The organism is Blattabacterium clevelandi (assembly GCF_003268615.1).
Classification (GTDB): domain Bacteria; phylum Bacteroidota; class Bacteroidia; order Flavobacteriales; family Blattabacteriaceae; genus Blattabacterium; species Blattabacterium clevelandi.
This window is the reverse complement of sequence record NZ_CP029844.1, coordinates 337,927-363,919: the sequence shown is the minus strand read 5'-3', so window position 1 is coordinate 363,919 and position 25,993 is coordinate 337,927. Positions and strand designations below refer to the sequence as shown.

The 25,993-nt window shown below is 26.0% G+C and carries 22 protein-coding genes, 2 tRNA genes and 1 pseudogene; 12 read left to right on the top strand and 13 right to left on the bottom strand.

What is annotated here, in order from left to right; all coding sequences use genetic code 11:
• Window positions 1-9: 9 nt before the first annotated feature.
• Window positions 10-381, bottom strand: coding sequence for a hypothetical protein (locus DM817_RS01795; protein ID WP_113738330.1), 372 nt, complete (start codon window positions 379-381; stop codon window positions 10-12).
• Window positions 382-437: 56 nt separating this feature from the next.
• Between DM817_RS01795 and DM817_RS01790 the strand changes: the two genes are divergently transcribed.
• Complete coding sequence (locus DM817_RS01790) at window positions 438-956, top strand: CvpA family protein (protein WP_317046354.1); 519 nt, start codon at window positions 438-440, stop codon at window positions 954-956.
• Window positions 957-1,346: 390 nt separating this feature from the next.
• Here DM817_RS01790 and DM817_RS01780 read toward each other — a convergent pair whose 3' ends face one another.
• The 3 genes from DM817_RS01780 to der all read right to left on the bottom strand — a co-directional run bounded on the left by DM817_RS01780 (window position 1,347) and on the right by der (window position 5,760).
• Entirely contained in the window at window positions 1,347-3,668 is a 2,322-nt protein-coding gene (locus DM817_RS01780; RefSeq protein ID WP_113738327.1) for an inorganic phosphate transporter, read from the bottom strand.
• 112 nt (window positions 3,669-3,780) lie between these two features.
• The gene (ruvA, locus tag DM817_RS01775; protein ID WP_113738326.1) at window positions 3,781-4,383 is read right to left on the bottom strand and encodes a Holliday junction branch migration protein RuvA; all 603 of its coding nucleotides are present in this window, start codon (window positions 4,381-4,383) and stop codon (window positions 3,781-3,783) included.
• Window positions 4,384-4,434: 51 nt separating this feature from the next.
• Window positions 4,435-5,760, bottom strand: a complete 1,326-nt coding sequence (gene der, locus DM817_RS01770; protein WP_113738325.1) for a ribosome biogenesis GTPase Der — start codon at window positions 5,758-5,760, stop codon at window positions 4,435-4,437.
• An 83-nt stretch (window positions 5,761-5,843) separates the two neighbouring features.
• On the opposite strand from der, the gene trmD reads away from it, so the two are divergent.
• The 4 genes and pseudogenes from trmD (at window position 5,844) to truB (ending at window position 10,580) form a co-directional block, all read left to right on the top strand.
• Window positions 5,844-6,506, top strand: a complete 663-nt coding sequence (gene trmD / locus DM817_RS01765) for a tRNA (guanosine(37)-N1)-methyltransferase TrmD (RefSeq protein WP_113738324.1) — start codon at window positions 5,844-5,846, stop codon at window positions 6,504-6,506.
• Window positions 6,507-7,045: 539 nt separating this feature from the next.
• Entirely contained in the window at window positions 7,046-8,980 is a 1,935-nt protein-coding gene (gyrB, locus tag DM817_RS01760; RefSeq protein ID WP_113738560.1) for a DNA topoisomerase (ATP-hydrolyzing) subunit B, read from the top strand.
• A gap of 73 nt (window positions 8,981-9,053) precedes the next feature.
• Window positions 9,054-9,915: pseudogene (locus DM817_RS01755) on the top strand (undecaprenyl-diphosphate phosphatase).
• Window positions 9,912-10,580, top strand: coding sequence for a tRNA pseudouridine(55) synthase TruB (gene truB / locus DM817_RS01750; RefSeq protein ID WP_113738323.1), 669 nt, complete (start codon window positions 9,912-9,914; stop codon window positions 10,578-10,580). The pseudogene DM817_RS01755 and the gene truB overlap by 4 nt, the downstream one beginning before the upstream one ends.
• A 53-nt stretch (window positions 10,581-10,633) precedes the next feature.
• On the opposite strand, the gene rpsP is transcribed toward truB, so the two are convergent.
• Window positions 10,634-10,972 carry a 30S ribosomal protein S16 gene (rpsP, locus tag DM817_RS01745; RefSeq protein WP_113738322.1) on the bottom strand — a complete coding sequence of 113 codons (339 nt, stop codon included), beginning with the start codon at window positions 10,970-10,972 and terminating at the stop codon, window positions 10,634-10,636.
• A 224-nt stretch (window positions 10,973-11,196) separates the two neighbouring features.
• On the opposite strand from rpsP, the gene DM817_RS01740 reads away from it, so the two are divergent.
• From DM817_RS01740 to DM817_RS01725, 4 genes are all read left to right on the top strand, one after another.
• A tRNA-Gln gene (locus DM817_RS01740) sits at window positions 11,197-11,267 on the top strand.
• Between the two features lie 52 nt (window positions 11,268-11,319).
• Complete coding sequence (locus DM817_RS01735) at window positions 11,320-12,723, top strand: dicarboxylate/amino acid:cation symporter (protein ID WP_113738321.1); 1,404 nt, start codon at window positions 11,320-11,322, stop codon at window positions 12,721-12,723.
• A gap of 30 nt (window positions 12,724-12,753) precedes the next feature.
• Complete coding sequence (locus DM817_RS01730) at window positions 12,754-13,818, top strand: diphosphomevalonate/mevalonate 3,5-bisphosphate decarboxylase family protein (protein WP_113738320.1); 1,065 nt, start codon at window positions 12,754-12,756, stop codon at window positions 13,816-13,818.
• Between the two features lie 45 nt (window positions 13,819-13,863).
• A tRNA-His gene (locus DM817_RS01725) sits at window positions 13,864-13,940 on the top strand.
• 9 nt (window positions 13,941-13,949) lie between these two features.
• Here the strand turns inward: DM817_RS01725 and DM817_RS01720 are convergent.
• Window positions 13,950-15,146 (bottom strand): pyridoxal phosphate-dependent aminotransferase, encoded by a 1,197-nt coding sequence (locus DM817_RS01720; protein ID WP_113738319.1) that lies wholly within the window; start codon window positions 15,144-15,146, stop codon window positions 13,950-13,952.
• A 76-nt stretch (window positions 15,147-15,222) separates the two neighbouring features.
• Between DM817_RS01720 and rsmG the strand changes: the two genes are divergently transcribed.
• A complete protein-coding gene (gene rsmG / locus DM817_RS01715; protein WP_113738559.1) occupies window positions 15,223-15,843 on the top strand; it encodes a 16S rRNA (guanine(527)-N(7))-methyltransferase RsmG in 621 nt (206 codons plus the stop codon).
• 23 nt (window positions 15,844-15,866) lie between these two features.
• Complete coding sequence (locus DM817_RS01710) at window positions 15,867-16,829, top strand: amidohydrolase family protein (protein ID WP_113738558.1); 963 nt, start codon at window positions 15,867-15,869, stop codon at window positions 16,827-16,829.
• 11 nt (window positions 16,830-16,840) lie between these two features.
• Here DM817_RS01710 and lysS read toward each other — a convergent pair whose 3' ends face one another.
• Window positions 16,841-18,358 (bottom strand): lysine--tRNA ligase, encoded by a 1,518-nt coding sequence (lysS, locus tag DM817_RS01705; RefSeq protein WP_113738318.1) that lies wholly within the window; start codon window positions 18,356-18,358, stop codon window positions 16,841-16,843.
• Window positions 18,359-18,455: 97 nt separating this feature from the next.
• Here lysS and lipB point away from each other — a divergent pair, with 97 nt between their 5' ends.
• On the top strand, window positions 18,456-19,181 hold the full coding sequence (lipB, locus tag DM817_RS01700; RefSeq protein WP_113738317.1) for a lipoyl(octanoyl) transferase LipB: 726 nt from the start codon (window positions 18,456-18,458) through the stop codon (window positions 19,179-19,181).
• Here the strand turns inward: lipB and mtaB are convergent.
• The 6 genes from mtaB to metK all read right to left on the bottom strand — a co-directional run bounded on the left by mtaB (window position 19,174) and on the right by metK (window position 25,959).
• On the bottom strand, window positions 19,174-20,496 hold the full coding sequence (gene mtaB, locus DM817_RS01695) for a tRNA (N(6)-L-threonylcarbamoyladenosine(37)-C(2))-methylthiotransferase MtaB (RefSeq protein ID WP_113738316.1): 1,323 nt from the start codon (window positions 20,494-20,496) through the stop codon (window positions 19,174-19,176). The two genes, lipB and mtaB, sit on opposite strands and share 8 nt — an antisense overlap.
• 56 nt (window positions 20,497-20,552) lie before the next feature.
• On the bottom strand, window positions 20,553-21,179 hold the full coding sequence (locus DM817_RS01690) for a peroxiredoxin (RefSeq protein ID WP_113738557.1): 627 nt from the start codon (window positions 21,177-21,179) through the stop codon (window positions 20,553-20,555).
• A 108-nt stretch (window positions 21,180-21,287) separates the two neighbouring features.
• Window positions 21,288-23,126 carry a DNA primase gene (gene dnaG / locus DM817_RS01685; protein ID WP_113738315.1) on the bottom strand — a complete coding sequence of 613 codons (1,839 nt, stop codon included), beginning with the start codon at window positions 23,124-23,126 and terminating at the stop codon, window positions 21,288-21,290.
• A 40-nt stretch (window positions 23,127-23,166) separates the two neighbouring features.
• Window positions 23,167-23,823 (bottom strand): ribulose-phosphate 3-epimerase, encoded by a 657-nt coding sequence (gene rpe / locus DM817_RS01680; protein ID WP_113738314.1) that lies wholly within the window; start codon window positions 23,821-23,823, stop codon window positions 23,167-23,169.
• Window positions 23,824-23,865: 42 nt separating this feature from the next.
• Entirely contained in the window at window positions 23,866-24,666 is an 801-nt protein-coding gene (locus DM817_RS01675) for an enoyl-ACP reductase FabI (RefSeq protein WP_113738313.1), read from the bottom strand.
• A gap of 39 nt (window positions 24,667-24,705) precedes the next feature.
• Entirely contained in the window at window positions 24,706-25,959 is a 1,254-nt protein-coding gene (gene metK / locus DM817_RS01670) for a methionine adenosyltransferase (protein WP_113738312.1), read from the bottom strand.
• Between the last annotated feature and the right edge of the window lie 34 nt (window positions 25,960-25,993).

Below are 25,993 nucleotides of genomic sequence, written 5' to 3'. Positions count from 1 at the left end.
TTTATTTTTCTAAATATCATCAAGAATATTTTCTTCAATCATATAACGAATGATTGCTTTCTTAATTAAAAAATATTTTTCTTCCTTTTTTAAAAAGAAGTAATTTTTTTTCAATAAATAATGTGGCCATCCTTCTCGATCCCTACCAATAAATACATAATAACCAAAAGGTTCTAAAATTCTACATATTGCAATATGTAAAATGTTTATTTTATCTTCTTTTTTTAAAAATCTATTTTTACCTTTTCCTAGAACTTGAATCCCTATCAGGTAAATAATTCCAATAGAACTAATTTTTCCTCTTATGTAAAAATTATTTCGTATATATAAAATTACTTTATTCCAATTAATATGAAATTCTCGTATAAATTCTTTTTTCATGTTATTTTATTAGCTTACTATTATTAATATTTAGAAAAATAAGAATATTTATGATGATGATCACAGATATAATTATTCTGATTACAGTTTTATATGGTGGATATCATGGTTATAAAAAAGGGTTATTGTCTCAGTTATTTGTATTCATGATATTTTTTATATTGATATATAAAGGGATCGATATATTTGACTTAGTTTCAGAAATATTACCAAAAAAAGTAATTAGTAGTAATAAAGATCCTTTTTCTACTAGTTATTCTATAATAATTTCATTTTTTTTGATAATTTTAATAGCTTTTTTAACTAAAAAAATTATCGAATTTTTTTTTATAATTACATGGATACAACCTTTTGAAAAATGGTTAGGTGGTATTTTAGGATTAATCAAATATTTTTTTTATCTATCAATATGTATTCTTTTATTTAAAGAAGTAAATGAAAAAATAAATTTAATTCCTTATAATTTTTTTCAAAATTCTTTTGAAAAAGAATTTCAATATATTTTTTCAATATATAGGAAAGCCCCTCTGTTCTTTTTTAAGAAATTGGAAGAATTATATTTGCAAATTTCATGAAATGTACTTTAAAAAAAATATTATAATGATGGATACAGTATAAATAAAGGAAAAAAGAAAAAAAATAATTCGTCAATAATGAAACTATATAAAAAAAAAGTGGTTCGTATAAAAAATATTCCCTCGAAATATAAAATGACATAATTTTTGTATCAAAAAAATCCAAAGAAAAGGTCTATTTCGATGTGATCCTTTGGATGAGACTACGAGATCTATAAAATAGTCATATAGATTGAAAAAAATAAAATTAATTGATTAAAATTGATATTATTGATTTATCCAATTATTTTTTTTACTTTTATTTATACTAATGATTTATGAAAAAAATAAATAACGAGGAATTTTCATTTTTAGTAAAAATAGATTCATCAAATATACGAGGATAATTTTTTAAATTTTTATATTTTTTACAACTAAAATGGAAGAGTCTCTGTTTGAATAAAAATGGGATAAAAAATTTGTATATAATAGGATAAAATCTTCTATATTTTCTGTAATTTTTTTTGATTGGATAAGAATATCTAACATTAATAATGTATTTTTTTTACCATATTTTTTATGGATAATTCCATTAACCTGTTGATTTATTTGTTCTTCAATATTTTTTATAATATTAATTTTTATTTTTTTTCTTACATATTTACAATTTCTATTCATGATTATTTTTTTTATAATACTGAAATATTCTATCATAAAATGTTCAAGTGTAAGTAAATTATTTTTTTGATTGTATTTTAAAGGATTATGGCAATTAATGACATGAAATAAAGTGCAATTGGTAATAATGTCTTCGGATTCCAATATTTCTTTAATTTTATTGTATATACGTATATAAATTCTTCCAAAAATAGGATCACTATTCCTTGTTTTTTTGATCACTCTAATTAAAGAGTTTTGTATATAATTAAAATTTTCTTTTACTTTTAAAAAGTTTTTTCTATTATCTTTAAGGGGGTTCAAACTTTCTTGAGTAATTCCTTCTATACTATTTTTATAAATCAGTTCTATAGATTTGAGCATAGGCTCTAAAAGATCTGAACTTTCGGAAGTTTTGTTTTTTAATGTTATCCATTCTATTATCCCAAATATAGTTTTTTTCTCTTCCACTTTTTGATATTGTATTTTTTGATAATTTTTATAACTTTTGTAAAAAATAAATACCATTAAAAAAATAAAAAATATTAGAGCCCATACCTTTATAAAATACAAAAAATAGGCTATAATGACGGACATAGTGAATGCTATCAACCCAGTTAAAAACCATCCCCTTATAACTTTTAAAACTCCTGATATTCGATAAACCGCACTTTCTCTATTCCACGCTCTATCTGAAAGAGAAGTTCCCATAGAAACCATAAAAGTGACAAAAGTAGTAGATAGTGGAATATTTTTAACGGTAGCTATAGAGATCAATATACTAGATATAGTTAAATTAGCAGAAGCTCTAACTAGATCAAAAGCAATATTTTCCTCTTTTTTGATTTTTTGCTTAAAATTTTTTTCTATTTTAACCAGAAATCGTTTCGGAAAAAAATTAAAAAATTTTTTTCCGAAAAATAAAAAAAATCGAACAATTCCTCTTGCAAAAGAATTGGATAAAAATTTTTCGTTTCCTTCATTTTGTCTACTTAAATTAATTTCCGTTTTGGTAATTGTTTTTGTTTTTTTAGAAACCCAAAGTGTTAATATCATAATTATACCTGCAAATATCAAAACAAAAGACGGAACCTGGACATTTCCAGATAAATTTTTCATATTAAATTCTTCTGCAGGAGGACTTCCGGCTTCTTTCCATATATTATAAGATTGTATACTAGCTATAGGAACTCCTATGAAATTGACTAAATCATTTCCTGAAAAAGCCATAGCTAAAGAAAATGTTCCATATAATACGACAAATTTTAAGATATTATATCCTAAAAGAAAAAATATTTTCGCTATAATGATCCAAGTTGTAAATAATAAAATCAAAAAGAAAAAAAAATTATGATGGATCCATTTTATAAAATGTTGAATTACTAAAGATAATCCTGATAAATTATCATATATGTATCCTTTTTGTAAAAAGTTACTGTGTAGGCCTCTTACAATCAAAAAATAGGTCATACTACTCAATGAAATAGAGGCCCATATAACTCCGGTATATTTTAATCTACTTTTATATTCAAAACTGAATAAAAGCCGTATAAAATAGTGAATCAATGCACCAGAGGAAAAAGAAATTATAATAGATAAAAAAATTCCTATACCAATTGTCAATGTTTTTTCCGCTTTAATGTATTGACTTAAATGATGAAATGGTTCATTACTTAATGGAGAAGCAATTTTTATCATGGAAATACTAAACGCTCCTCCTAATAAACAAAAAACCATTGATACTGTAGTAGAGGTCGGCAATCCTAAAGTGTTAAAAATATCCAATAAAATAATATCGGATATCATAACTGCTAAAAAAATAAAAATAATATCAGAAAAATAAAAATAAGACGGATCAAAAATACCTTTTCTTGCTATTTCCATCATTCTACTAGATAAAAAAGAACCCAATAGAATACCTAAACTAGCAAAAATCATAATAGTCTTACGAGAAGCGACTTTAGATCCGATAGCGGAATTAAGAAAATTTACGGAATCGTTAATCACCCCTACAATAAGATCAAAAATAGATAATATAAAAAGAATAACTATAATTGATGGATAAAAAATTTTCATAATAAAGAGGTCAATATTAATTAATCAATTTCACGAAAAAAACAGAAATATATTATTTTTAGGGTTTGTTTTTTTTTCATCAATTAGAAATTGTAAATAATGATTGACGATCTTATAACTTTTTTAAAGATTCTTTGATTAAATTTTCTACAGTAAATCTTGGATTTTTTTCTAAAAGATCCTCTAAAACTTTTTTAGATTCTTTAGTAGAAAAACCCAATACTATCAAAGCACTTAAAGCTTCTTTTTTTATAATAGATGGTGTATTTTTATCGAATAATGTAACGTTTTTTTCTTTTTTAGAAAAAATACCTATTTTATCTTTAAGTTCTATTATAATTCTATGAGCCATTTTTATACCAATACCCTTAACTCTTTTGAATACTTCTGTCTCTTCTTTAGATATAGATTTTTCTATTTCATATGGAGTTAATGAAGATAACAATGTTATAGCAGAATTTGGTCCTATTCCATTTACAGATATCAAATTAGAAAATATTTTTCTTTCGATTCTATCAAAAAAACCATATAAAACATGTTGATGTTCCTTTATAAATAGATAAGTATATATATAGATTTCCTCTCCTTCTTTTTTAGTAGAAAAAGAAGAATAAGTAGATAAGGATATATGAATATAATATCCTATTCCGTTACAATCTATGATTAAATAGGATTGATTCCTTTCGATAAATTTTCCTCTTAAATGTGTTATCACTTTTTTATAAAAAAAACCACTAAGTAAGTAGATAGATGAATTATGAAAAAATTATTTTTTTCTGAAAAAAATTTGTATAGGAACTCCTATAAAATCGAAATAATAACGAATTTTATTTTCAATAAATCTTTTGTAAGATTCTTTTATATACTGAGGATAATTAGAAAAAAAAATAAATTTTGGTGTATATGTAGGCAATTGAGTACAATATTTTATTGTAATCAATTTTTTATTGATAGAAGGAGGAGGATTTTTTTTAAAAATTGGTAACATAACTCTATTTAATAAATTGGTTTTTAATCTTTTTTTTCTTTTTCTAAAAATATGATAAGCTATGGGGATAATATTATATATACCATCCTTATTTTTAGCCGATATAAAAAGGATAGGTACATTATCAAATGGAGCAATATTTTTTTTAATAAAAATTTCAAAATTTTTCTGTATAGAAGAATTTTGATTATTATGTAATAAATCCCATTTGTTAATAAGAATGATTACACCTTTTTGATTTTTTTCAATCAATCTAAAAATATTTCTATCCTGCGATTCCCATCCTCTAACTGCATCCACCATCAAAAAACAAATATCTGTATATTTAATCGTTTTAACCGTTTTCATAGTAGAATAAAATTCAATATTTTCACTTATTTTTGATTTTTTTCTAACTCCAGGTGTATCAAATAAAATACATTTATATCCCAATTTTTTGTAGAAAACATCTATACTATCTCTGGTTGTACCAGAAATATTTGTGACAATATGACGGTCTTTCTCTAAAAAAGAATTAATTAATGTAGATTTTCCTACGTTTGGTCTACCAATTACAGAAAAACGTGGAATACCTTCCCTTTCCTCTACTTTTTTTTCTACTAATTTTTTCAATATTTCTATTAATCTATCCAACATTTCCCCAGTACCACTTCCATTTATAGCAGATATACAATAATAATTATTAAATCCTAAACGGAAAAAATCTGTATCATGATACAGATTTTTTCCGTTATCTACTTTATTAACTACTAATAATATTGATTTTTTACATTTTCTAAGTATTTTAGATATTTCGATATCTACATCTAGTAGACCTATTTCCATATCCACTAAAAACAAAATTGCATCAGATTCTTTTAAAGCTATTAAAATTTGTTTTCTGATTTCTGTATCTATTATATCTATATGATTATTTGGAGGATTATAACCTCCTGTATCTACTACAGAAAAATGGATTCCATTCCATTCAGAATTTCCATAGATCCTATCTCTGGTAACTCCACTTTTAACATGAACTATAGCTTTTTTTTGTCCTATAATACGGTTAAATAAAGTTGATTTTCCTACATTTGGACGTCCTACTATAGAAACTAGATAACTCATTCTAAAAAATTATTCACAAAGGTAGAATTTTTTCACTATTTTCATTCATAGATTCTTATTCAAAGTGTATATTACTAAAAAAAATGCGTATAGATATTGTTAGCATAATTCCGGAAATACTAAAGGGACCATTTTCCAATTCTATGATTCAAAGAGCTATAAATAAAAAAATCATAGAAATTTATCTTCATGATTTACGAAAATATGGTTTAGGAAAACGTAAAAAAGTAGATGATTATCCTTATGGTGGAGGATCTGGGATGGTGATTCGAATAGAACCTGTATATCGGTGTTTTCATAAACTTTTTTCAGAAAGAGATTACGATGAAAAAATTTTTATGACTCCTGATGGAAATATTTTTTCACAAAAATATGCTTATGAATTTTCTTGTAAGAAAAATATTATTATTTTGTGTGGTCGTTACAAAGGTATTGATCAAAGAATCCGAGATCACTTAATTTCCAAAGAAATATCAATTGGTCCTTATGTTTTATCTGGAGGAGAATTAGCAGCAGCGGTTGTAGTAGAGGCTATAACTAGATTGTTACCTGGAGTTCTCAATAATCCAGATTCTATGATTACAGATTCTTTTCAAATGAAATCTATCAATCCTCCCCCTCTTTACACTCGTCCAATCCTTTATAAAGGATTAGCTGTCCCAAAAATACTTGTATCTGGACATCACAAAAAAATAAAAGATTGGTTCTCTAAAAAATCTATCCTGAAAAAAAAAATGGATTCTTAAATTTTCATAGTTTATTCCATAAATAATAGGATAAATTCACATTATATATAAATAGATCCCAAAATCTATTTTCGATTAGTATTTATCCTCCATTTTTTTTATAAATAAGTAAAAAAAAATTAACCATAGATATATTTTCTTTGATTCTTATATATTTGATTATTGATAGATCTTTTACTATGAATTTTTTTCTACTTTTTCTAATCAATTTATTAACAAAAATTATACTTTTTGAGAATAAGAATGAAAATCTTCATTCCTTAATGAAAATTTTAAAAATTTTTTTAGATAAAAATAATACTTAATATCATATTTACATGATCTATCGTTCCAATGAATGATATTATTATAATATCATGTTAATCTCAAAAAGTAGATCAAATTTCGAATCTTTCCATGATGTAAAATTTTCTATTAGTCTCTTTTTTACAAATTTTTATATGATAACATTTTTTATATTTTTTCTATCTTTATCAAATAGATTAATCAAATATAAAACTATAAATTTTTTAGAAAAAATTTCTAATAAAATTCATATTATGAGTAAAAAAACAGATTATACTGCAGATAGTATACAATCTTTAGAAGGAATTGAACATATAAGGATGAGACCTTCCATGTATATTGGAGACGTAGGGATTAGAGGATTACATCATTTGGTATACGAAGTGATAGATAATTCTGTAGATGAAGCCTTAGCAGGTTTTTGTAATAGGATATTCGTTACAATTCATAAAAATGGATTTATTACAGTTATTGATAATGGTCGTGGAATACCAATAGAAATTCATAAAAAAGAAGGGAAATCAGCTCTTGAAGTGGTAATGACTAAAATTGGAGCAGGTGGAAAATTTGACAAAAATTCCTATAAAGTTTCTGGAGGATTACATGGTGTAGGAATATCCTGTGTAAATGCCTTATCTAGGACACTTATTGTTACAATTTATCGTAACGGAAAAATTTACCAACAAGAATATTTTAAAGGAAAAGCTCTTTATAAGGTAAAGTTTTTAGGAAAAACTAATAGGAAAGGAACAAAAATTCATTATATAGCTGATAATTCTATTTTTAGTTCTATCACATATGATTATAACATATTAGTCAAACGTTTGCAAGAATTATCTTTTCTCAATAAAGGACTACACTTGTTTTTAAAAGACGAAAGAACTAACATAGATAACCAAAAAAAAGAATACTTTTTCTCAAAAAATGGATTAAATGAATATCTTTCTATTCTAGATAAAAATAAAGAATCCTTAACAAAAAATATTATTTTTTTCGAAGGGGAGAAAGACAGTACCATTATAGAAGTAGCTATGCAATACAATACTTCTTTCAAAGAAGAAATTTATTCTTATGTGAATAATATTCATACTTCTGATGGAGGAACTCATCTTACTGGATTTCGAAGAGCCTTAACTCGAACGTTAAAAAAATACACTGATGGATATATCCTTTCATCCAATAGAGATAAAATAGAATTTACGGGAGATGATTTTCGAGAAGGAATTACAGCAATTCTTTCTATAAGAGTGATGGACCCAAAATTTGAAGGACAAACTAAAACAAAATTAAGCAATCATGAAGTAGGAGGAATTGTAGAAAAATTTGTTGGGGAAAGGTTCAACAGTTATCTAGAAGAAAACCCTAATGATAGAAAAAAGATTATCGATAAAGTTATTTTAGCGGCTAAAGCTCGTCAAGCCTCTAAAAAAGCGCGAGAATTGATACAAAAAAAAAATCCAATTTACAATAATATTTTACCTGGAAAATTGGCAGACTGCTCATTTAATGATCCAGAAAATTGCGAAATTTATTTGGTAGAAGGAGATTCTGCAGGTGGTACTGCTAAACAAGGTAGAGATAGAAAATTTCAAGCTATATTACCTTTACGAGGAAAAATCCTAAATGTAGAAAAAGCAATGGAATATAAAATATTTGAAAATGAGGAAATAATAAATATATTTACCTCTTTAGGAGTTTCTATTGATAAAGAAGAAAATACAAAAAATTTAAATATTAAAAAACTTAGATACAATAAAATTATTATTATGACAGATGCGGATATAGATGGTAGTCATATTTCAACTTTGATTTTAACCTTATTTTTTCGTTATATGAAACCATTAATAGAAAAAGGACATATTTATATTGCTACGCCTCCACTTTATTTAATACGAAAAGGTCATCGTTCTCAATATGCTTGGAGTGATCAAGAAAGAGAAAGTATTATTCATCAATTAGGAGGAAGGAAAAATAATATAAATATACAACGTTACAAAGGATTAGGAGAAATGAATGCTGAACAACTTTGGGAAACTACTATGAATCCAAAAAAAAGAACCTTACGAAAAATTAATATAGAAAATATTTTTGAAGCAGATAAAATATTCTCCATACTTATGGGGGATGAAGTTCCACCACGTAGAAATTTTATAGAAAAAAATGCGATACATGCAAAAATTGATGTATAATAAACTAATAGTTTGGTTAATTATATGATTTATTATTCTATAATCATATTATACATATTATATAAATTAATTTATGAATTATATCCAATCAATCCTATTAGGAATTATTGAAGGAATTACAGAGTTTTTTCCTATTTCTTCTACAGGACATATGATCCTTGTATCTTCTTTAATGGGGATTTTAGAGAAAAAAATTACAAAATTATTTCTAATATCTGTTCAACTTGGAGCTGTTTTTTCGTTAGTTTTTTTATATAGAAAAAAATTTTTTTTTCAAAAATTTAATTTTTATTTAAAAATTTTTATAGCTAGTTTACCTATATTGATTTTTGGTTTTTTATTAAAAAATAAAATAATTTTTTTTTTTAGAAAATCCACTTATGGTAGCTATTTTTATCCTTATAGGAGGAATAGTTATTTTAATAGTGGAAAATTTATATGAAAAAAAAAATTATAAAAATAAAGACTATAGAATAACTTATTTTAAAGCTTTTATTATTGGATTAGGACAATGTTTTTCTATTATTCCAGGAGTATCTAGAAGTGCTACTACTATAGTATCCTGTATGTTACAAAATATTGAAAGAAAAAAGGCTATTGAATTTTCTTTTTTTTTATCTTTTCCTGTTATTTTTATTGCTACATGTAAAAAATTATTTGACCATTATTTTCAATTCCAGTATTTCACTTTTTCATTTAATGTTCGTAGATTTTTTATTTTTCCAATAATAGATAAAAATTTTTTTTTACAAGAAGATATAAAATTATTATTAGTTGGAAATATAGTTTCTTTTATTACAGGAATTTTATCCATAAAATGTTTTATGTCCTATCTCAAAAAAAATAATTTTAAAATATTTGGATATTATAGAATTATTTTTGGAATTCTATTCATTATTATACATTATTTTATTAAACCAATTGAAAATTTTTGATAAAAAATTGTTCAGAATTTGAAAATGGAAAGCTATTATTAATAGATAAACCGTGGGGGTGGACTTCATTTGAAGTGGTGAAAAGGATTAAAAAAAAAATAATGGGTTTTTCTAAAAAAATAAAAATAGGACATGCTGGAACTCTAGATCCTCTTGCAACAGGACTTTTAATTATTCTTACAGGGAAATATACTAAAAAAGTAGATTCTATTCAAAATTATAAAAAAACTTATACAGGTCTTATAAAAATGGGATGTGTGACTCCATCTTTTGATTCAGAAACCCAAGAATATAATTTTTCTTCTACCTCCCACATAACTCCGGAACTTATTCAAAAAATATCTCAAAAATTTATTGGTGAAATAAATCAATTCCCCCCCTGTTTTTCGGCATTAAAAATAGAAGGAAAGAGATTTTATGAATATGCTAGAAAAGGGAAAAAAATAAAAAATATGAAACCTAGACGAGTAAGAATTTATCAATTTTATATCCTAAAAATTGGAATACCTTATATAAAATTTTTGATAAAATGTGGAAAAGGAACTTATATTCGATCTATAGCCCAAGATTTCGGAATAAAAATAAAAAGTGGCGCCTATCTTCTTTCTTTAAGAAGAGAACGTATAGGCCCATTTTCTATAAAAGATTCTTATAATGAGCTATAAATTAAATTAAAAATATAATAAAACTATCATGTTAACTTACCCTACTATATGCTCTATGATAAATTTTTATTTTTCCAAAAATGAAATTTTTTATGAGCTTCTTCATCACTTAATCCTCCTCTTTTAACTCCTTCTAATAAATGTTTTTTTAATAATACTCCATTTTTAGAAAAAATAGATCTTACCGTATCAGTAGGTTGTGCACCTTTGATCAACCATGATACAGCATTATTCATTTTTAATACTGTTGAAGGTGGATTCGTATTAGGATTATAAGTCCCTATTTTTTCAATAAATTTCCCATCTCTTGGTGAACGAGAATCGGCTACAACTATATGGTAAATAGGCTTATGTTTTTTTCCAATTCTTTTTAAACGTATTTTTACAGACATAATAATTTGATGAATTCTGGTAATGATAAAAAAAAATTTTTTTATCTATTCAACATATCGTTTTTCCCTTTCTTCTAATATACTAATTAATTTTTTTTCCTATTTGGATATGGGGTTCTATTCGTACAATTTTCTATTGTAGATAGATCCTATAATCTAAAAAATATCCTTATCCATCATTGTAATGTTTTTGAAAAAAAATGGTATATATTTACATTTTTCATAGACCCGTTGTGTAACGGTAGCACAGCAGATTTTGGTTCTGTTAGTTGGGGTTCGAGTCCCTACGGGTCTGTTAACGATTATCCTTTTCTTCTTATATATATATAAATGTTGAATTTCACAAAATGAGTATTGGAATGAAAGTAAAAAAAGAAAAAATTTTACTAATAGCATTTTTAAGTTTTTTCGCATACGTGTTTATTCACTTATCAAAAAATTTTTTTGGATTAGATAAATTTACTCTTTTTATTTTTAGATATTTCGTTATCTCTATTTTCATATTTTATGCATTTTTGAAAAAAGACCTAACTACTTGGATCTTATTATCCATAATCATAGGAATAGAATTCGGGATAGATTATCCTAAAATTGCTATAGAACTTAGATTTTTATCTCAAATATTTTTGAGGCTTATAAAAACTATTATAGCTCCAATATTATTTTCCACTTTGGTAGTTGGTATAGCAAGTCATTCTAACATTAAACAATTAGGGAATATGGGGTGGAAATCCTTATTGTATTTCGAAATAGTTACTACTTTAGCCTTGTTCATTGGTCTTATTGCCATTAATATTTCTCAAGCTGGAGTAGGAATTGTTATGCCTTCAGGAATAACGGAGAATCAATTTCCAAAAGTAGAAATTAAAACTTGGCAAGATACTATTATTCACGTATTTCCAGAAAATTTCATTAAATCTATATATCATGGAGATGTATTACCTATTGTTGTTTTTTCCGTAATTTTCGGAATATCTATGGTTTTTTTAGATGAAAAAAAACGTAGTCCTATATTATCATTTACAGAGAGTCTTTCAGAGATTATGTTTAAATTCACTAAGATAATCATGTATTTTGCTCCTATAGGAGTAGGTTCAGCTATAGCTTATACAGTAGGACATATGGGATTGGATATATTATATAATCTTTTTCAGTTATTATTTACGCTTTATATTGCTTTATTTATATTTTTGATAATGGTGTTATTTCCCATTCTTTTATGGATTAAAGTTCCTTTAAGAGGATTTATAAAAGCTTTAATGGAACCGGTTTCATTAGCGTTTGCAACTACAAGTTCCGAATCTGCTTTACCTCTACTTATGGAAAATTTAGAAAAATTAGGTGTTCCAAGAAAAATTATTGCTTTTGTGATTCCTACAGGTTATAGCTTTAACTTAGATGGAACCACTCTTTACTTATCTTTAGCCACTGTTTTTGTAGCGCAAGCAGCTGGAATTCCTTTAAGTTTTAGTCAGCAAATATTTATAGGTTTAACTTTAATTTTAACTAGTAAAGGTGTTGCTGGAGTACCTAGAGCATCTTTAGTCATTCTGTTAGCTACTGTTTCTTCTTTTGGTCTACCGAATTGGCCTATATTAGCAATTATAGGAATAGATGAATTAATGGATATGGCTCGTACTACCGTAAATGTTATAGGTAATGGATTAGCTAGTTGCGTTATTGCTCGTTCCGAAGGAGAATTAGATGATGAAAAAATGTTAGATTATATAAAAAAACGTGATAACGGTTGATAAATTGAATCGTATTTTTTTACATAACTTTTGAAAAGTAATTGTTTCTTTTATAAGAAAAAAAACTATTCTATAGTTTCAAATGGAGTAGTCACCAAAAAGAGCCATTCCAATATAGCTTTAATAAAATATTGGGGAAAACGAAAGAATAAAATTCAAATACCGATGAATTCTTCTATTAGTTATTCATTAGAAGAGGTTTACACGGTAACAAAACTAATTTATCATCTTAGAGAGAAAAAAAAAAAAAGATCTATAAAAATTTTCTTTTCTGGAAAAGAAAAAACTAATTTTCTCCCAAAAATTTTGGAATTTTTTCATAGAATATCATTTTATTGTTCTTATTTGCGATATTTTAATTTTGTTATCAAAACCGATAATACTTTTCCCCACAGTAGTGGAATTGCTTCTTCGGCTTCTTCTATGAGCGCTTTAGCTTTATGTATTATGGAAATAGAAAAAAAATTAGATTCTTCTTTAAAAGAAGCTTTTTTTTTAAAAAAAGCTTCTTTTTTAGCTAGATTAGGATCCGGAAGTGCTTGTAGATCTATCTATCCAGGACTTGTAGTTTGGGGAAAACATAAATCAATAAAAGGGAGTAATAATCTTTATTCTATCCCTTATCCCTATAAAATACACCCAATTTTTACAAAAATTTGGGATACTATTTTAGTAATAGATGAAGAACCTAAAAAAATTTTAAGTTCAAAAGGACATCAATTAATGAATAACCATCCTTATGCTAAAGAAAGATTAAAATTCGCTAATAGAAATATGGATCAACTGATATCTATATTAAAAATAGGAGATTTTCCAAAATTTGGAGAATTAATAGAACATGAATCTTTAAATCTTCATGCTATGATCATGACCTCTAATCCCTATTTTTTATGGATGAGACCGAATACACTTCACGTACTTCATAAAGTATGGGATTTTAGAAAACAAAGCAAACAAAACATCTATTTTACACTAGATGCCGGCGCAAATGTTCACCTTTTGTATCCTATTCAAGAAAAAAAGGCCATAATAAGGTGGATATACAGTGAACTTATCTATTATTGCAAAAAAATTATCGAAAGTTTTTGTCAATAAATTAATTGATTGTCTATATTTGTTATTATTACGATAGATAGATATGGTGGATGTAGCTCAGTTGGTTTAGAGCATCAGATTGTGGTTCTGAGGGTCGCCGGTTCAAATCCGGTCTTCCACCCAAAATTAAATTATTTTAATACTTTTTTTATCCTTGTAAGAGCTTTTACAATTTTATCTTCTGTTGTAGCATAAGAAATACGTAAATATTCATTATCTCCAAAAGCACTTCCACTAACAGTGGAAACTTGAGCTTTTTCAAGAAAAAAAGAAGATAAATCTTCTGAATTTTTAATAATTTCTCCATATAACTTTTTTCCAAAAATATCTGAAACTTTTGGAAATACGTAAAAAGCTCCATTTGGTTTATTGATTATTTGAAATTCAGGAATTTCCTTCATCATATCCAATACTAAATTTCTTCTTTTTTTAAATTCTTTGATCATATATTCTATTTTAATTGGTGAAGCGTTTAATGCAGAAATAGCTGCACGTTGTGCGATAGAATTAGCACAAGAAGTTATTTGTCCTTGTATTTTTTCACAAGACTTAGAAATCCATTCAGGAGCTCCAATATACCCAATTCTCCATCCAGTCATAGAGAAAGCTTTTGATAATCCATTTATTGTTATGACTCTATCATAGATATCAGGAAAAATGGCAATACTAATATGTTTTACTGAGTAACAAATATGTTCATAAATCTCATCGGAAAGAATAATGATTTTTGGATATCTCTTAAAAATTTCTACTAAATTTTTTAATTCTTTATAAGAGTAAACACTCCCTGTAGGATTGCATGGTGTATTTAAAATAAATAATTTTGTTTTTTTTGTAATAGATTCTTCTAATTTTTTTGGATTAATTTTAAAATTTTTTTCCATAATCGTTGGAATAATAATAGGAATAGCTTCACATAATTTTACCATTTGATAATAACTTACCCAATATGGTGCGGGAATAATCACTTCATCTTTTGGATTAAGTAAAGATAAAAGGACATTCATAATAGATTGTTTTCCACCAGTAGAAACCACAATTTGAGATGGAATATATTTCAATCCATTATCACGATAAAATTTCTTGCATATTACTTCTCTAAGTTCTAAATATCCAGATACTGGAGTATAGTAATGATAGCTTCCTTCATCAATAGCTTTTTTTGCATCGTTTAAAATAAAATTTGGTGGAGAAAAATTAGGTTCTCCCAAACTTAAGTTAATAATGTCATACCCTTTATTTTGTAATTTTAAAGCTTTATTAGACATAGCTAAAGTTTGCGAATAAGATATATTTTGTAATCTTTGGGATAATAATCTATTTTTCATGGATAGATAATTTGAAATGATTGCAAATCTAAATAAATTTGATTATAAATTTGGATTCATTTATCAATCATATGGAATGGAATTAATTAAAAAGTATTTTCCAAATCTATTGGATAATCAAATACATCAATTATCTTCTTTAAAAAATTTATATGAATATTGGAATACTTATGTAAATATTATTTCTAGAAAAACATTCTATAATTTTTATCAACAACATGTTCTTTTTTGTTTAGGAATTGCTAAAGTTTTTCCTTTTTTTCCTGGATCCTTTGTTATGGATTTAGGTACAGGAGGTGGATTTCCAGGAATTCCTTTATCTATAATTTTTCCTAATACAAAATTTATATTGGTTGATTCCATTAAAAAAAAAATTAAAATTGTAGAGAAAATAATCTATGATCTACACTTAAAAAATGCACATGCTATTTGTATACGTGCAGAAAAATTAGAATATCGATTTGATTTTGTTGTTAGTAGATTTGTAACAAAAATATCAAAAACTCAAAAATGGATCAAAAATAAATTTAAATATAAATCCAACTATATAATCCAGAATGGATCCTTATATTTAAAAGGAGGTGACCTTTCTAAAGAATTAGAAAAATTTCCTCATGCAGTAGAATATCCTCTCATTAATTATTTTAGAGAACCATTTTTCATTACCAAAAAAGTTATTTGGATTTCCAATATTTAATATTTATTATAAAAAAAATCAAAATGAATCCCAAAAAAAAAATTATTGAAAAAGTTAAACAGAAAGGTGGGTGGGTAAATGCCCATTCTCACTTGGATAGAGCTTATACTCTAACAAAAAAAAATTTTAAATATTCTTATTATTCCCTTAATAAAAAATGGTATTTAGTTGATGAAATGAAACGTTTATCTTCAGAAGAAGATATTTATATCCGAATGGAAAAAGCTTTGGAATACTTTCTAAAACAAGGGACACAAGCTTTATGTACTTTTATTGATGTGGATGAAATTATTGAAGATCGGGCATTAAAAGCCGCTAAAAAATTGAGAAATAATTATGGAAATTCAATTCATATTCGTTTTGCAAATCAAGTACTTAAAGGAGTTTTGAATCAAAAATCGAAATATTGGTTCGATCAATCAGTGGAATTTGTAGATATTATTGGTGGATTACCTGCTAAAGATTATGGAAAAGAAAATGAACATCTAGATGTATTATTACAAATAGCTAAAAAAAAGGGGAAATTAGTACATGTACATGTAGATCAATTTAATACAAGTGAAGAAAAAGAAACTGAAAAACTAGCAAAAAAAACTATTGAACATGGGATGCAAGGTAAGGTAGTAGCCATACATAGTATTTCTTTAGCAGCACATGATAGAAAATATCGTTATGAAATATATAGATTAATGAAAAAAGCTAATTTAATGGTAATATCTTGTCCTATAGCTTGGATTGACCATACTAGAAGTGAACGTTTGACTCCTAGCCATAATTCTATTACTCCAGTAGATGAAATGATTCCTGAAGGAATTATAGTTGCTTTTGGAACAGATAATATATGCGATATATACAAACCTTTTTCTGATGGAAATCTTTGGATAGAATTACGTGTTATGTTAGAATCTTGTCATTATTATGACATAGACCATTTGGTTGAAATTTCTACAAAAAACGGATTAAAAGTTTTAGGGTTAGAAGAATAGACCTATTTATTTTATTTTTTTTCTGGTCGCATTTGCGGAAAAAATAAGACTTCTTGAATAGAACTTTTCTTCGTAAATAACATGACCAATCGATCTATTCCAATTCCAATCCCTGCAGTAGGAGGCATCCCAAATTCTAAAGATCGTATAAAATCTTTATCAAGCAACATAGATTCATCTGTATTTTTTTCAGATAATTTGATTTGTTCTCGAAAACGATCGAGTTGATCTATAGGATCATTAAGTTCTGAATAAGAATTAGCAATTTCTTGTCCGTTGATAAGTAATTCAAAACGTTCTGATAAATTTTTATTATGACGATGTCTTTTCGTTAATGGGCTCATTTCTATAGGAAAATCGATAATAAAAGTAGGATTTATGTAATTTTTTTCGCATTTTTCTTCAAAAATTTTTTCAATCATTTTAGCTTTGCTCATTTTTATATTTTCCTCTATCTCTATATGCAATTTTTTACAAACTTTTCTTAATTCTTCCTCTTCCATATTGATAATATCAAATCCAGTATTTTTTTGAATAGAATCCAATATAGGAATTCTTGGAAATGGAGTTTTAAAATTAATACGATTTTTTTCTATTAAAATACCCTTATCATCCTTTTGAACTTTTTTGTAAATACACTTCAAAAGTTCTTCTGTAAATTTCATCATCCAATAATAATCTTTATAAGCAACATAAAGTTCTAACACCGTAAATTCTGGATTATGAATACGATCCATTCCTTCATTTCTAAAATTTTTAGAAAATTCATATACTCCGTGAAATCCACCAATGATTAGTCTTTTTAAATAAAGTTCATTAGCAATACGTAAATATAATGGAATTCCAAGTGAATTATGATAGGTAATAAAAGGACGAGCTACAGCTCCACCAGGAATAGATTGTAGAATAGGAGTATCCACTTCTAAATAACCTTTATGGTCTAAAAAATTTCTAATTTCTCGTATTATACGAGTACGTTTTAAAAAAATATTTCTAACATGATCATTCACAATAAGATCTACATAACGCATACGATAACGTTGTTCAGTATTAGAAAAAGCATCATATATTTTTTTATTTTTTTTATCTATTTTTACTTGTGGTAATGGTCGTAAAGATTTAGATAGGATAGTTAATCTATGAACATGTATAGTAATTTCATTCATTTTTGTCTTAAATAAATTACCTTTAACTCCAATAATATCTCCTATATCTATAAGTTTTTTTAAAAAAATATTGTAGGATTCCTCTTTTTCCATTTTTTCTGAGTAAAAATGATTCTTATTAAAGTATATTTGTATACATTCTGTGTGATCTTTTATTTCTCCAAAAGAAGCTTTTCCTAAAATTCGTAAACGTATTAAACGTCCAGCTATGCTGATAGGGGCTTTTTCTCTAAAATTTTTTTTTATATCAAAAATAGTATTTGTAATAAAATACTCCTCTGGAGGATAAGGATTTATCCCTAATTGTCTTAATTGATTCAATTTTTTTATACGTATAATTTGTTGTTCTGATAAATTAGGCATAAAAATATTTCATGCAGAGAATTGTATGATTGTAAAAACAATACGAAGGTACATTTGTTTTTTTATTGTATTATTAATTTTTCAAAATTAAAAAATTATGAAAAAAAAAATACTTTTTTTCGAAGACTTAGGAAAAAAAGAATATAAAGAAACTTGGAAATATCAAAAAATATTATTTGATGATATTATCCAAAAAAAAGTAAAAAACAGATTTTTTCATAATAAAAACGAAATAGCAGGATATTTACTCTTTGTAGAGCATCCACATGTATATACGATAGGAAAAAATGGAAAAAATAAACATTTATTAGTATCATCGGATTTTTTAAAAAAAATAGATGCTACATTTTATCAAACAGATAGAGGAGGAGATATAACTTATCATGGTCCTGGCCAATTAGTTGTATACCCAATTTTAAATATGGACTATTTTTTTACTGATATTCACAAATATCTACGTCTTTTAGAAGAAGTCATTATTCATTTTCTAAAAAATCATGGAATAAAAGGGGAACGAGAAAAAGGAAAAACAGGAGTTTGGTTAAAGAAAAAAAATGGTAAATATAAAAAAATATGTTCGATAGGAATTAGAATGAGTCGTTGGGTTACCATGCATGGTTTTGCTATAAATGTAAATACAGATTTACGGTATTTTAATTATATCATTCCTTGTGGTCTTTTCAACAATCAAGAAGTAACTTCATTAGAAAAAGAATTAAAAAATAAGATATCCTTTTCATATACAAAATATCTAGTAAAAAAATCTTTTAAAGAAATTTTTAATGTAAAATTTATTATAAATAGAAAAATAAAAGTTATTTAATAGATTTAGCAATCATGATACCATCTTTATCTACTTCCGTTAAAAGTACATTTTGTAATGTATTTTTTAATATTGGATTTGAAGATATTTTTGTTCGAATATAATTTTCTGTATATCCATACAAATATTCGTTATTCGTAGAATTATTTTCAAACAAAACAGTTTTTTTCGTATAAATTTGTCTTTCACAAAAAGAAAAATATTTTTTTTTGGAAAGTGCTCTTAATATTTTGTTCCTTTTCCATTGTATTTTTTTAGATACTTTTTCCTGTATAGTTATAGATCTAGTATTAGGTCTTTGAGAATAAGAAAATATATGTAAAGAAGAAATTTCTAATTTTTTCAAAAAATGAAAAGTTTCTAAAAAATGTTTATGTGTTTCTCCAGGAAATCCAACAATAATATCTGAACCTATATAAGCATCTGGGAGTAAATTCCGTATAATTTTTACTTTTTCTTGATAAAGTTCTCTTCTATAACGTCTTTGCATTTTTTCCAATATATCGTTACTTCCAGATTGTAAAGGAATATGAAAGTGAGGAACAAAATGTTTACTTTTCGATAAAAATTCAATACATTCGTTTTTCAATAAATTAGGTTCTATTGAAGATAAACGGATTCTTCCCTTTTCTTTTATTTTATTATCTATAGCCTGGATTAAATCAAAAAATGTATAGGTACGATATTGATGTATCCCATCTATTTTCTTTCCATAGTCTCCAATATTGATTCCCGTTAATACTATTTCTTTTACTCCTTTATTAAAAAGTATCCTGATCTTTTTCAAGATATTTTCTATACTCTCAGATCTAGATCTACCTCTTGCCATAGGAATAATACAATAACTACATTTATAATCACATCCATCTTGGATTTTTAAAAAAGACCGAGTTCTATCTCCAATAGAATACGATGAAAAATAAGAAAATGTTTTTTTTGAAATAATTTTTGCAGGATATCTTTTAAATAAATGAATTTGATGGATATAATCGATTATTTTAAATTTTTCTTCAGACCCCAATACCATATCTACGCCACGTATATAAGAAATCTCTTTAGGATTAAGTTGTGCATAACATCCTACTGCAATAATAAAAGATTTTGCATTTTTCTTCATAAAAGAACGTACAATGTACTTAAATTCCAAATCTGCATTTTTGGTAACAGAACAACTATTGATCACATAAATATCTGCAACTCCCTTGAAAGAAACATGTTCATAATTTAAATTAGAAAATTTTCTCGCTATAGTGGAAGTTTCTGCATAATTTAGCTTACACCCCATTGTATAAAATGCAATTCTTTTTTTCCCCATTTAAATGAAAGATAATATTAATTAACGGAAATTAACCTTTTTTTTCAGAGTTTTTTTTAAGAAGAAAAATAATCTAAAAGACCACTATGACTAGCTTTCATAGATTTTTTACCTTTTTTCCAATTTGCTGGACAAACTTCTCCACTTTTTTCATAATACTGAAGAGCATCGATCATACGAATTGCTTCATCTACATTTCTACCCAAAGGAAAATCATTAATTAAAAGATGTCTTATAATCCCATTTTTATCTATTAAAAACAATCCTCTATAAGAAATCATTTCTCCCGTTGCTTTCAATTCTTCATTATTGCAAATCCAATTTGCAGATAAAACTCCATAATTATGGGATATAGTTTTATTGATATCTGAAACGATAGGATATGTAACACCATATATACCCCCTTTTTCTTTTGGAATCTGCAACCAAGCCCAATGCGATTGTTCTGTATCTGTAGATACAGCAATTATTTGTACATTTCTAGATTCAAAATCCTTCATTTTTTCTTGAAATGCATATATTTCTGTTGGACATACAAAAGTAAAATCTTTAGGATAGAAAAAAAGCAATACATATTTACTTCCCTTAAATTGTTCCAAAGTAAAATTTGGAACAATTTCTTTTCCATTTAATACTGCATTAGCTGTAAAATTAGGCGCTTTTTTTGCAATTAATGTATTCATTTTTCTATATTTTATATGCACGAATTTACCAAAATTCTTATAAGAATCAAAAATAAAACAAGTCATCTTCCATTTTACATAAATTCTATAATGAATATTTTTTCATTTTTATACATATCTATGTAATTTTTTATTCAGTTCATTTTTTAAAATTGTTAAATTCATTATTTTTTGTAAAAGATCTTTCTTATTCTCAATTTTAATATTTTTTCTAAAATTACTGATTTCTTTTTGAATTAATTTCAAAAAATATTGGGACTTATATCTCAATAAAAGGTCTATAAGATATCGATCTATGTTATCCTCTTTAGAGGACACTTCAATTCCTTTTTTATCCCATTTGGATAATGAATAGGATTTCGTATTTTTATGATACAAAAATTTCCATTTTTTTATTTCCTTTTTTTGTAAACAAATTTGGTCAAATATTTTTTGATGAGAATCCAAAGAAAAACGAAAATTATGGAATTGAAAAGTCTGGAATATTTTTTCGGAAACTGTTGTCTTAGATCCTTCTATTTTTATCTCCTTATCTCCATAATTTAAAATCAACTGAATCAACTTTTCTTCAATTAGAAGAAGAATATTTTTGTTAGTTTTTTCTGAACTAATACTAATAGTTTTATTTTTCTTATAAATTTTTTTATTATTTATTCTTTCCAATTCAGAAATTAAAATTTCTTTACGAATTTTTAGATTTTTGGAAGCTACTTCTATATATAATTCTCTTTGAATCAGATTGGATACTTTTGAAATGCTCTTCAAAATATTCAAAACTAAAAACGATTTTTTAATTGGATCATCTTGACAGAATTTTTCAAACATTTTTTGTTTAAAAGAAACAAAATTATAACTTTTTTTTTCTAAAAAATATCTCAATTGAGAATAAGAATATTTTTTCGAAATAGTATCTGGATCTTCTCCATTATTAGTCAATAATATACGTAAGTTCATTTCTTGTTCCAAGAACATATTTATTCCTCTTAAAGAAGCTTGAATTCCAGAACGGTCCCCATCGTAAAAAAGAACAATATTTCTTGTAAATTTCTTAATTAATAATATTTGATCAATTGTCAAGGAAGTCCCAGAAGAGGATACAACATTTTTTATTCCAGATTGATGCAAAGAAAGGACATCTGCATATCCCTCTACTAAATAACAAAGATTCTCTTTTAAAATAGTTTTTTTAGCTTGAAATAAACCATACAAAATTTTACTTTTTTGAAAAATATCATTTTCGGATGAATTTAAATATTTCGTTGTACGGGAATAACTATTAATAGTCCTACCACCAAATCCTATAACCCCACCTGATAAATCATGTATAGGAAAAATGATACGTTCACGAAAACAGTCAAAATTATTGGATTTTTTGAATTTAGTAAGACCAGATTTTTTTAAATCACGTATTTTAAATCCTTTTTTTAAAGCTGTTTCCGTAAATAATATCCAAGAAGAATTGGCATAACCTAATTCAAATTGATGAATCGTTTTCATATCAAATCCTCTTTTTTTTATTAAATAATTCAATCCCTTTTCTTGACCTTCTTTTGTGGAATGTAATTGTTGAATGAAAAAACATTTTGCATAATTCTGTATTAAATATAAAATTCCATATTTTTCATGATAAATTTTCCTAAATTCTGTATTTTCTTCAGATTCATGAATCTTTATATTATACTTTTTAGCTAAATAATGTAAGGATTCTACATAAGTTAATTTTTCGTATTCCATAAGAAAAGTAATAATATTTCCACCTTTTCCAGAACTGAAATCTTTCCATATTTTTTTTGTAGGAGAAACAATCAGAGAAGGTGTTTTTTCATTAGAAAATGGACTAAGACCTCTATAGTTTAGACCACTTTTTTTTAAAAAAACAAAATCTCCGATAACTTCTTCTATACAAGAAGAATAAAATATTCGTTTTATAGTTTCTTTAGAAATCATGATTATTCAAAAAAAAGAATAAGAATACAAAAATCTGATTTTAAATGCTTCCTAATTTCATTCTATGAATAATTTTTTTTGGGTTAGAATTCGAAAAAATAGTAGTTCCTGCTACCAATATATCTGCTCCATTTTTGAATAATAAAGAAGCAATTTCTAAATTAATACCTCCATCTACTTCGATAAGTGCAGAAGAATTTTTTTTAAAAATCAAATCTTTAGTATCTTCTATTTTTTGATAAGTTTGATGAATAAATTTTTGTCCGCTAAAACCAGGATTTACGCTCATTAATAAAACAAAATCTATATCTTTAATAACATCTTGTAAAAGAAAAACGGGAGTATGAGGATTGACTGCAACACCTACTTTCATTCCATATTCTTTAATGGAATTAATAGTTCTGTTTAAATGTATACAAGCTTCATAATGAACATGTAAGTTATCTACTCCACAGGATTTAAATTCTTCTATATAGTGTTCTGGTTGCATAATCATTAAATGCACATCTATAGGTTTATGAGTATATTTTTTGACATGTTTGATAAACAAAGTACCAAAAGAAATATTAGAAACAAAAGAGGAATCCATAATATCAATATGGAACCAATCTGCTTCACTTTTATTTAGCATTTCTATATCACGATATAAGAAAGCCAGGTCTGCTGAAAGTAAAGATGGAGAAATAATTTTTTTCATATTTTATATTTTTCTAAAAAAATTGAAATAAATAAATAAAAATTATGAAATCATCGTTTCACTAATCCCTGTTTTAGAAAAACCTCCATCATGATACAAATTTTGCATTGTTACTTTTCTTGTAAAATCTGAAAACAGTGTAATTATATAGTTTGCGCAATCTTGTGCCGAAGCATTTCCTAAAGGAGATATTTTTTCAGATAAAATAAAAAATTGATTGAATCCTTTAATAGATTTTGCGGCCTTTGTAACAGTAGGAGATTGTGAAACCGTATTAACCCTAACTTTTTTTTTTATTCCCCAATGATAACCAAAATTACGTGTAATGCTCTCTAGATAAGACTTATAATCAGACATATCTCCATAATATGAAAAGCTTTTTTGAGAAGCCACATAAGTTAGAGCTACAATAGATCCCCATTGGTTCATGGCATTTTTACTCCAAGCCGTTTGCATGATTTTATGATAGGATACGGCAGATATTTCCCATCCTTTTTTTAAAAATTCATAATTAATAGAGGTATAAGGAATCCCTTTTCGAATATTTATGGACATAGCAATGGAATGCAATAGAAAATCTATTTTTCCTCCAAAATGATCTAAAGCTTTATCAAACAAAATATTAAGATCTATCATAGAAGTTGCATCTGCTGGAATTACCATAGATTCTGTTTTATGAGATAATTCATAAATTTTTCCCATTCTTAAAGCCGCAGGGGTATTTGTTAAAATAAAAGACGCTTTTTCTTGATAAGCACGTTCTGCTACCTTCCAAGCAATAGAATTTTCATCTAAAGCTCCAAATATAATCCCTTTTTTTCCTTTCAATAGATTGTAAGACATAGTTAAAAATTTAACCAAAAATACCTATTTTTTATTGAATTAAATATCAAAAACTTCTTTGATTATAGGCAAATAGTCCAATTTTTCCCATGTGAAAAGTTCTACTTCTTGTTTTTTTTTATTTCCTTCTATATCCGAAAAATATTTCCATACTTTTTTTGGAATTTTTCCCATATGTCCATAAACAGCTGTTTCCTCATATATTGGGTTACACAATTTTAATTTTTTTGTTATAGCGTAAGGACGAAAATCAAAAATTTTCTTAATTTTTAGTACAATATCTTCATCAAGAAGTTCTTTTTTAGAAGACCCATAAGTATTCACAAAAATTCCTATAGGTTTTGCAATACCAACTGCATAAGATATTTGTATCGATAATTCATCTGCGACTCCTGCTGCAACAAGATTTTTGGCAATATACCTAGCAGCATAAGCAGCAGATCTATCCACTTTAGAAGGATCTTTTCCAGAAAAAGACCCTCCTCCATGAGAACCTCTTCCTCCATAAGTATCCACGATGATTTTTCTTCCGGTAATTCCAGTATCTCCGTGAGGTCCTCCAGTAACAAATTTACCTGTAGAATTTATGTAATATTTCGTTCGATCGGTAAATAATTTTTTTATATCCTTCGATAGGATATTCTTTACCCTTGGAATCAAAATATTTTTAATATCTTGAACTATCCGTTTATGCATTTTTTCTTTTGTATCAAATTCATCATGTTGAGTTGAAATTACAATAGTGTGAATATGTATAGGGATATTTTTATCAGAATATTCCAGAGTAACTTGAGATTTTGCATCTGGACGTAAATAAAGCATTTTTTCTCCTTCATTTCGTATGGATGAAAGTTCCCTTAATAAAGAATGAGACATTTCTAATGATAAAGGCATATAATTTTCTGTTTCCTTAATAGCATACCCAAATACAATACCTTGGTCACCTGCACCTTGATTTTCTTTTTTCTTATTTTGTATACCCTGGAATAAATCTCTAGATTGTTCTTGAATAGAAGAAATAACACCACAAGAATCTGCATTGAATCTATATTCATTTTTCGTATATCCAATCTTCCTAAGGGTATCACGAGCTATTTTTTGAACATTTACCCAAGTTTTAGAATTGACTTCTCCTGCTAATACAATTTGCCCTGTAGTAACTAAAGTTTCTATAGCTACTTTTGCTTCTGAATCATAGGCTAGAAAATGATCTAATATAGCATCCGATATTTGATCCGATATTTTATCAGGATGTCCTTCTGAAACAGATTCGCTAGTGAATAAATAAGGCATTTTTTTTATTTGATGACTTCGCTTGCTATTCTCC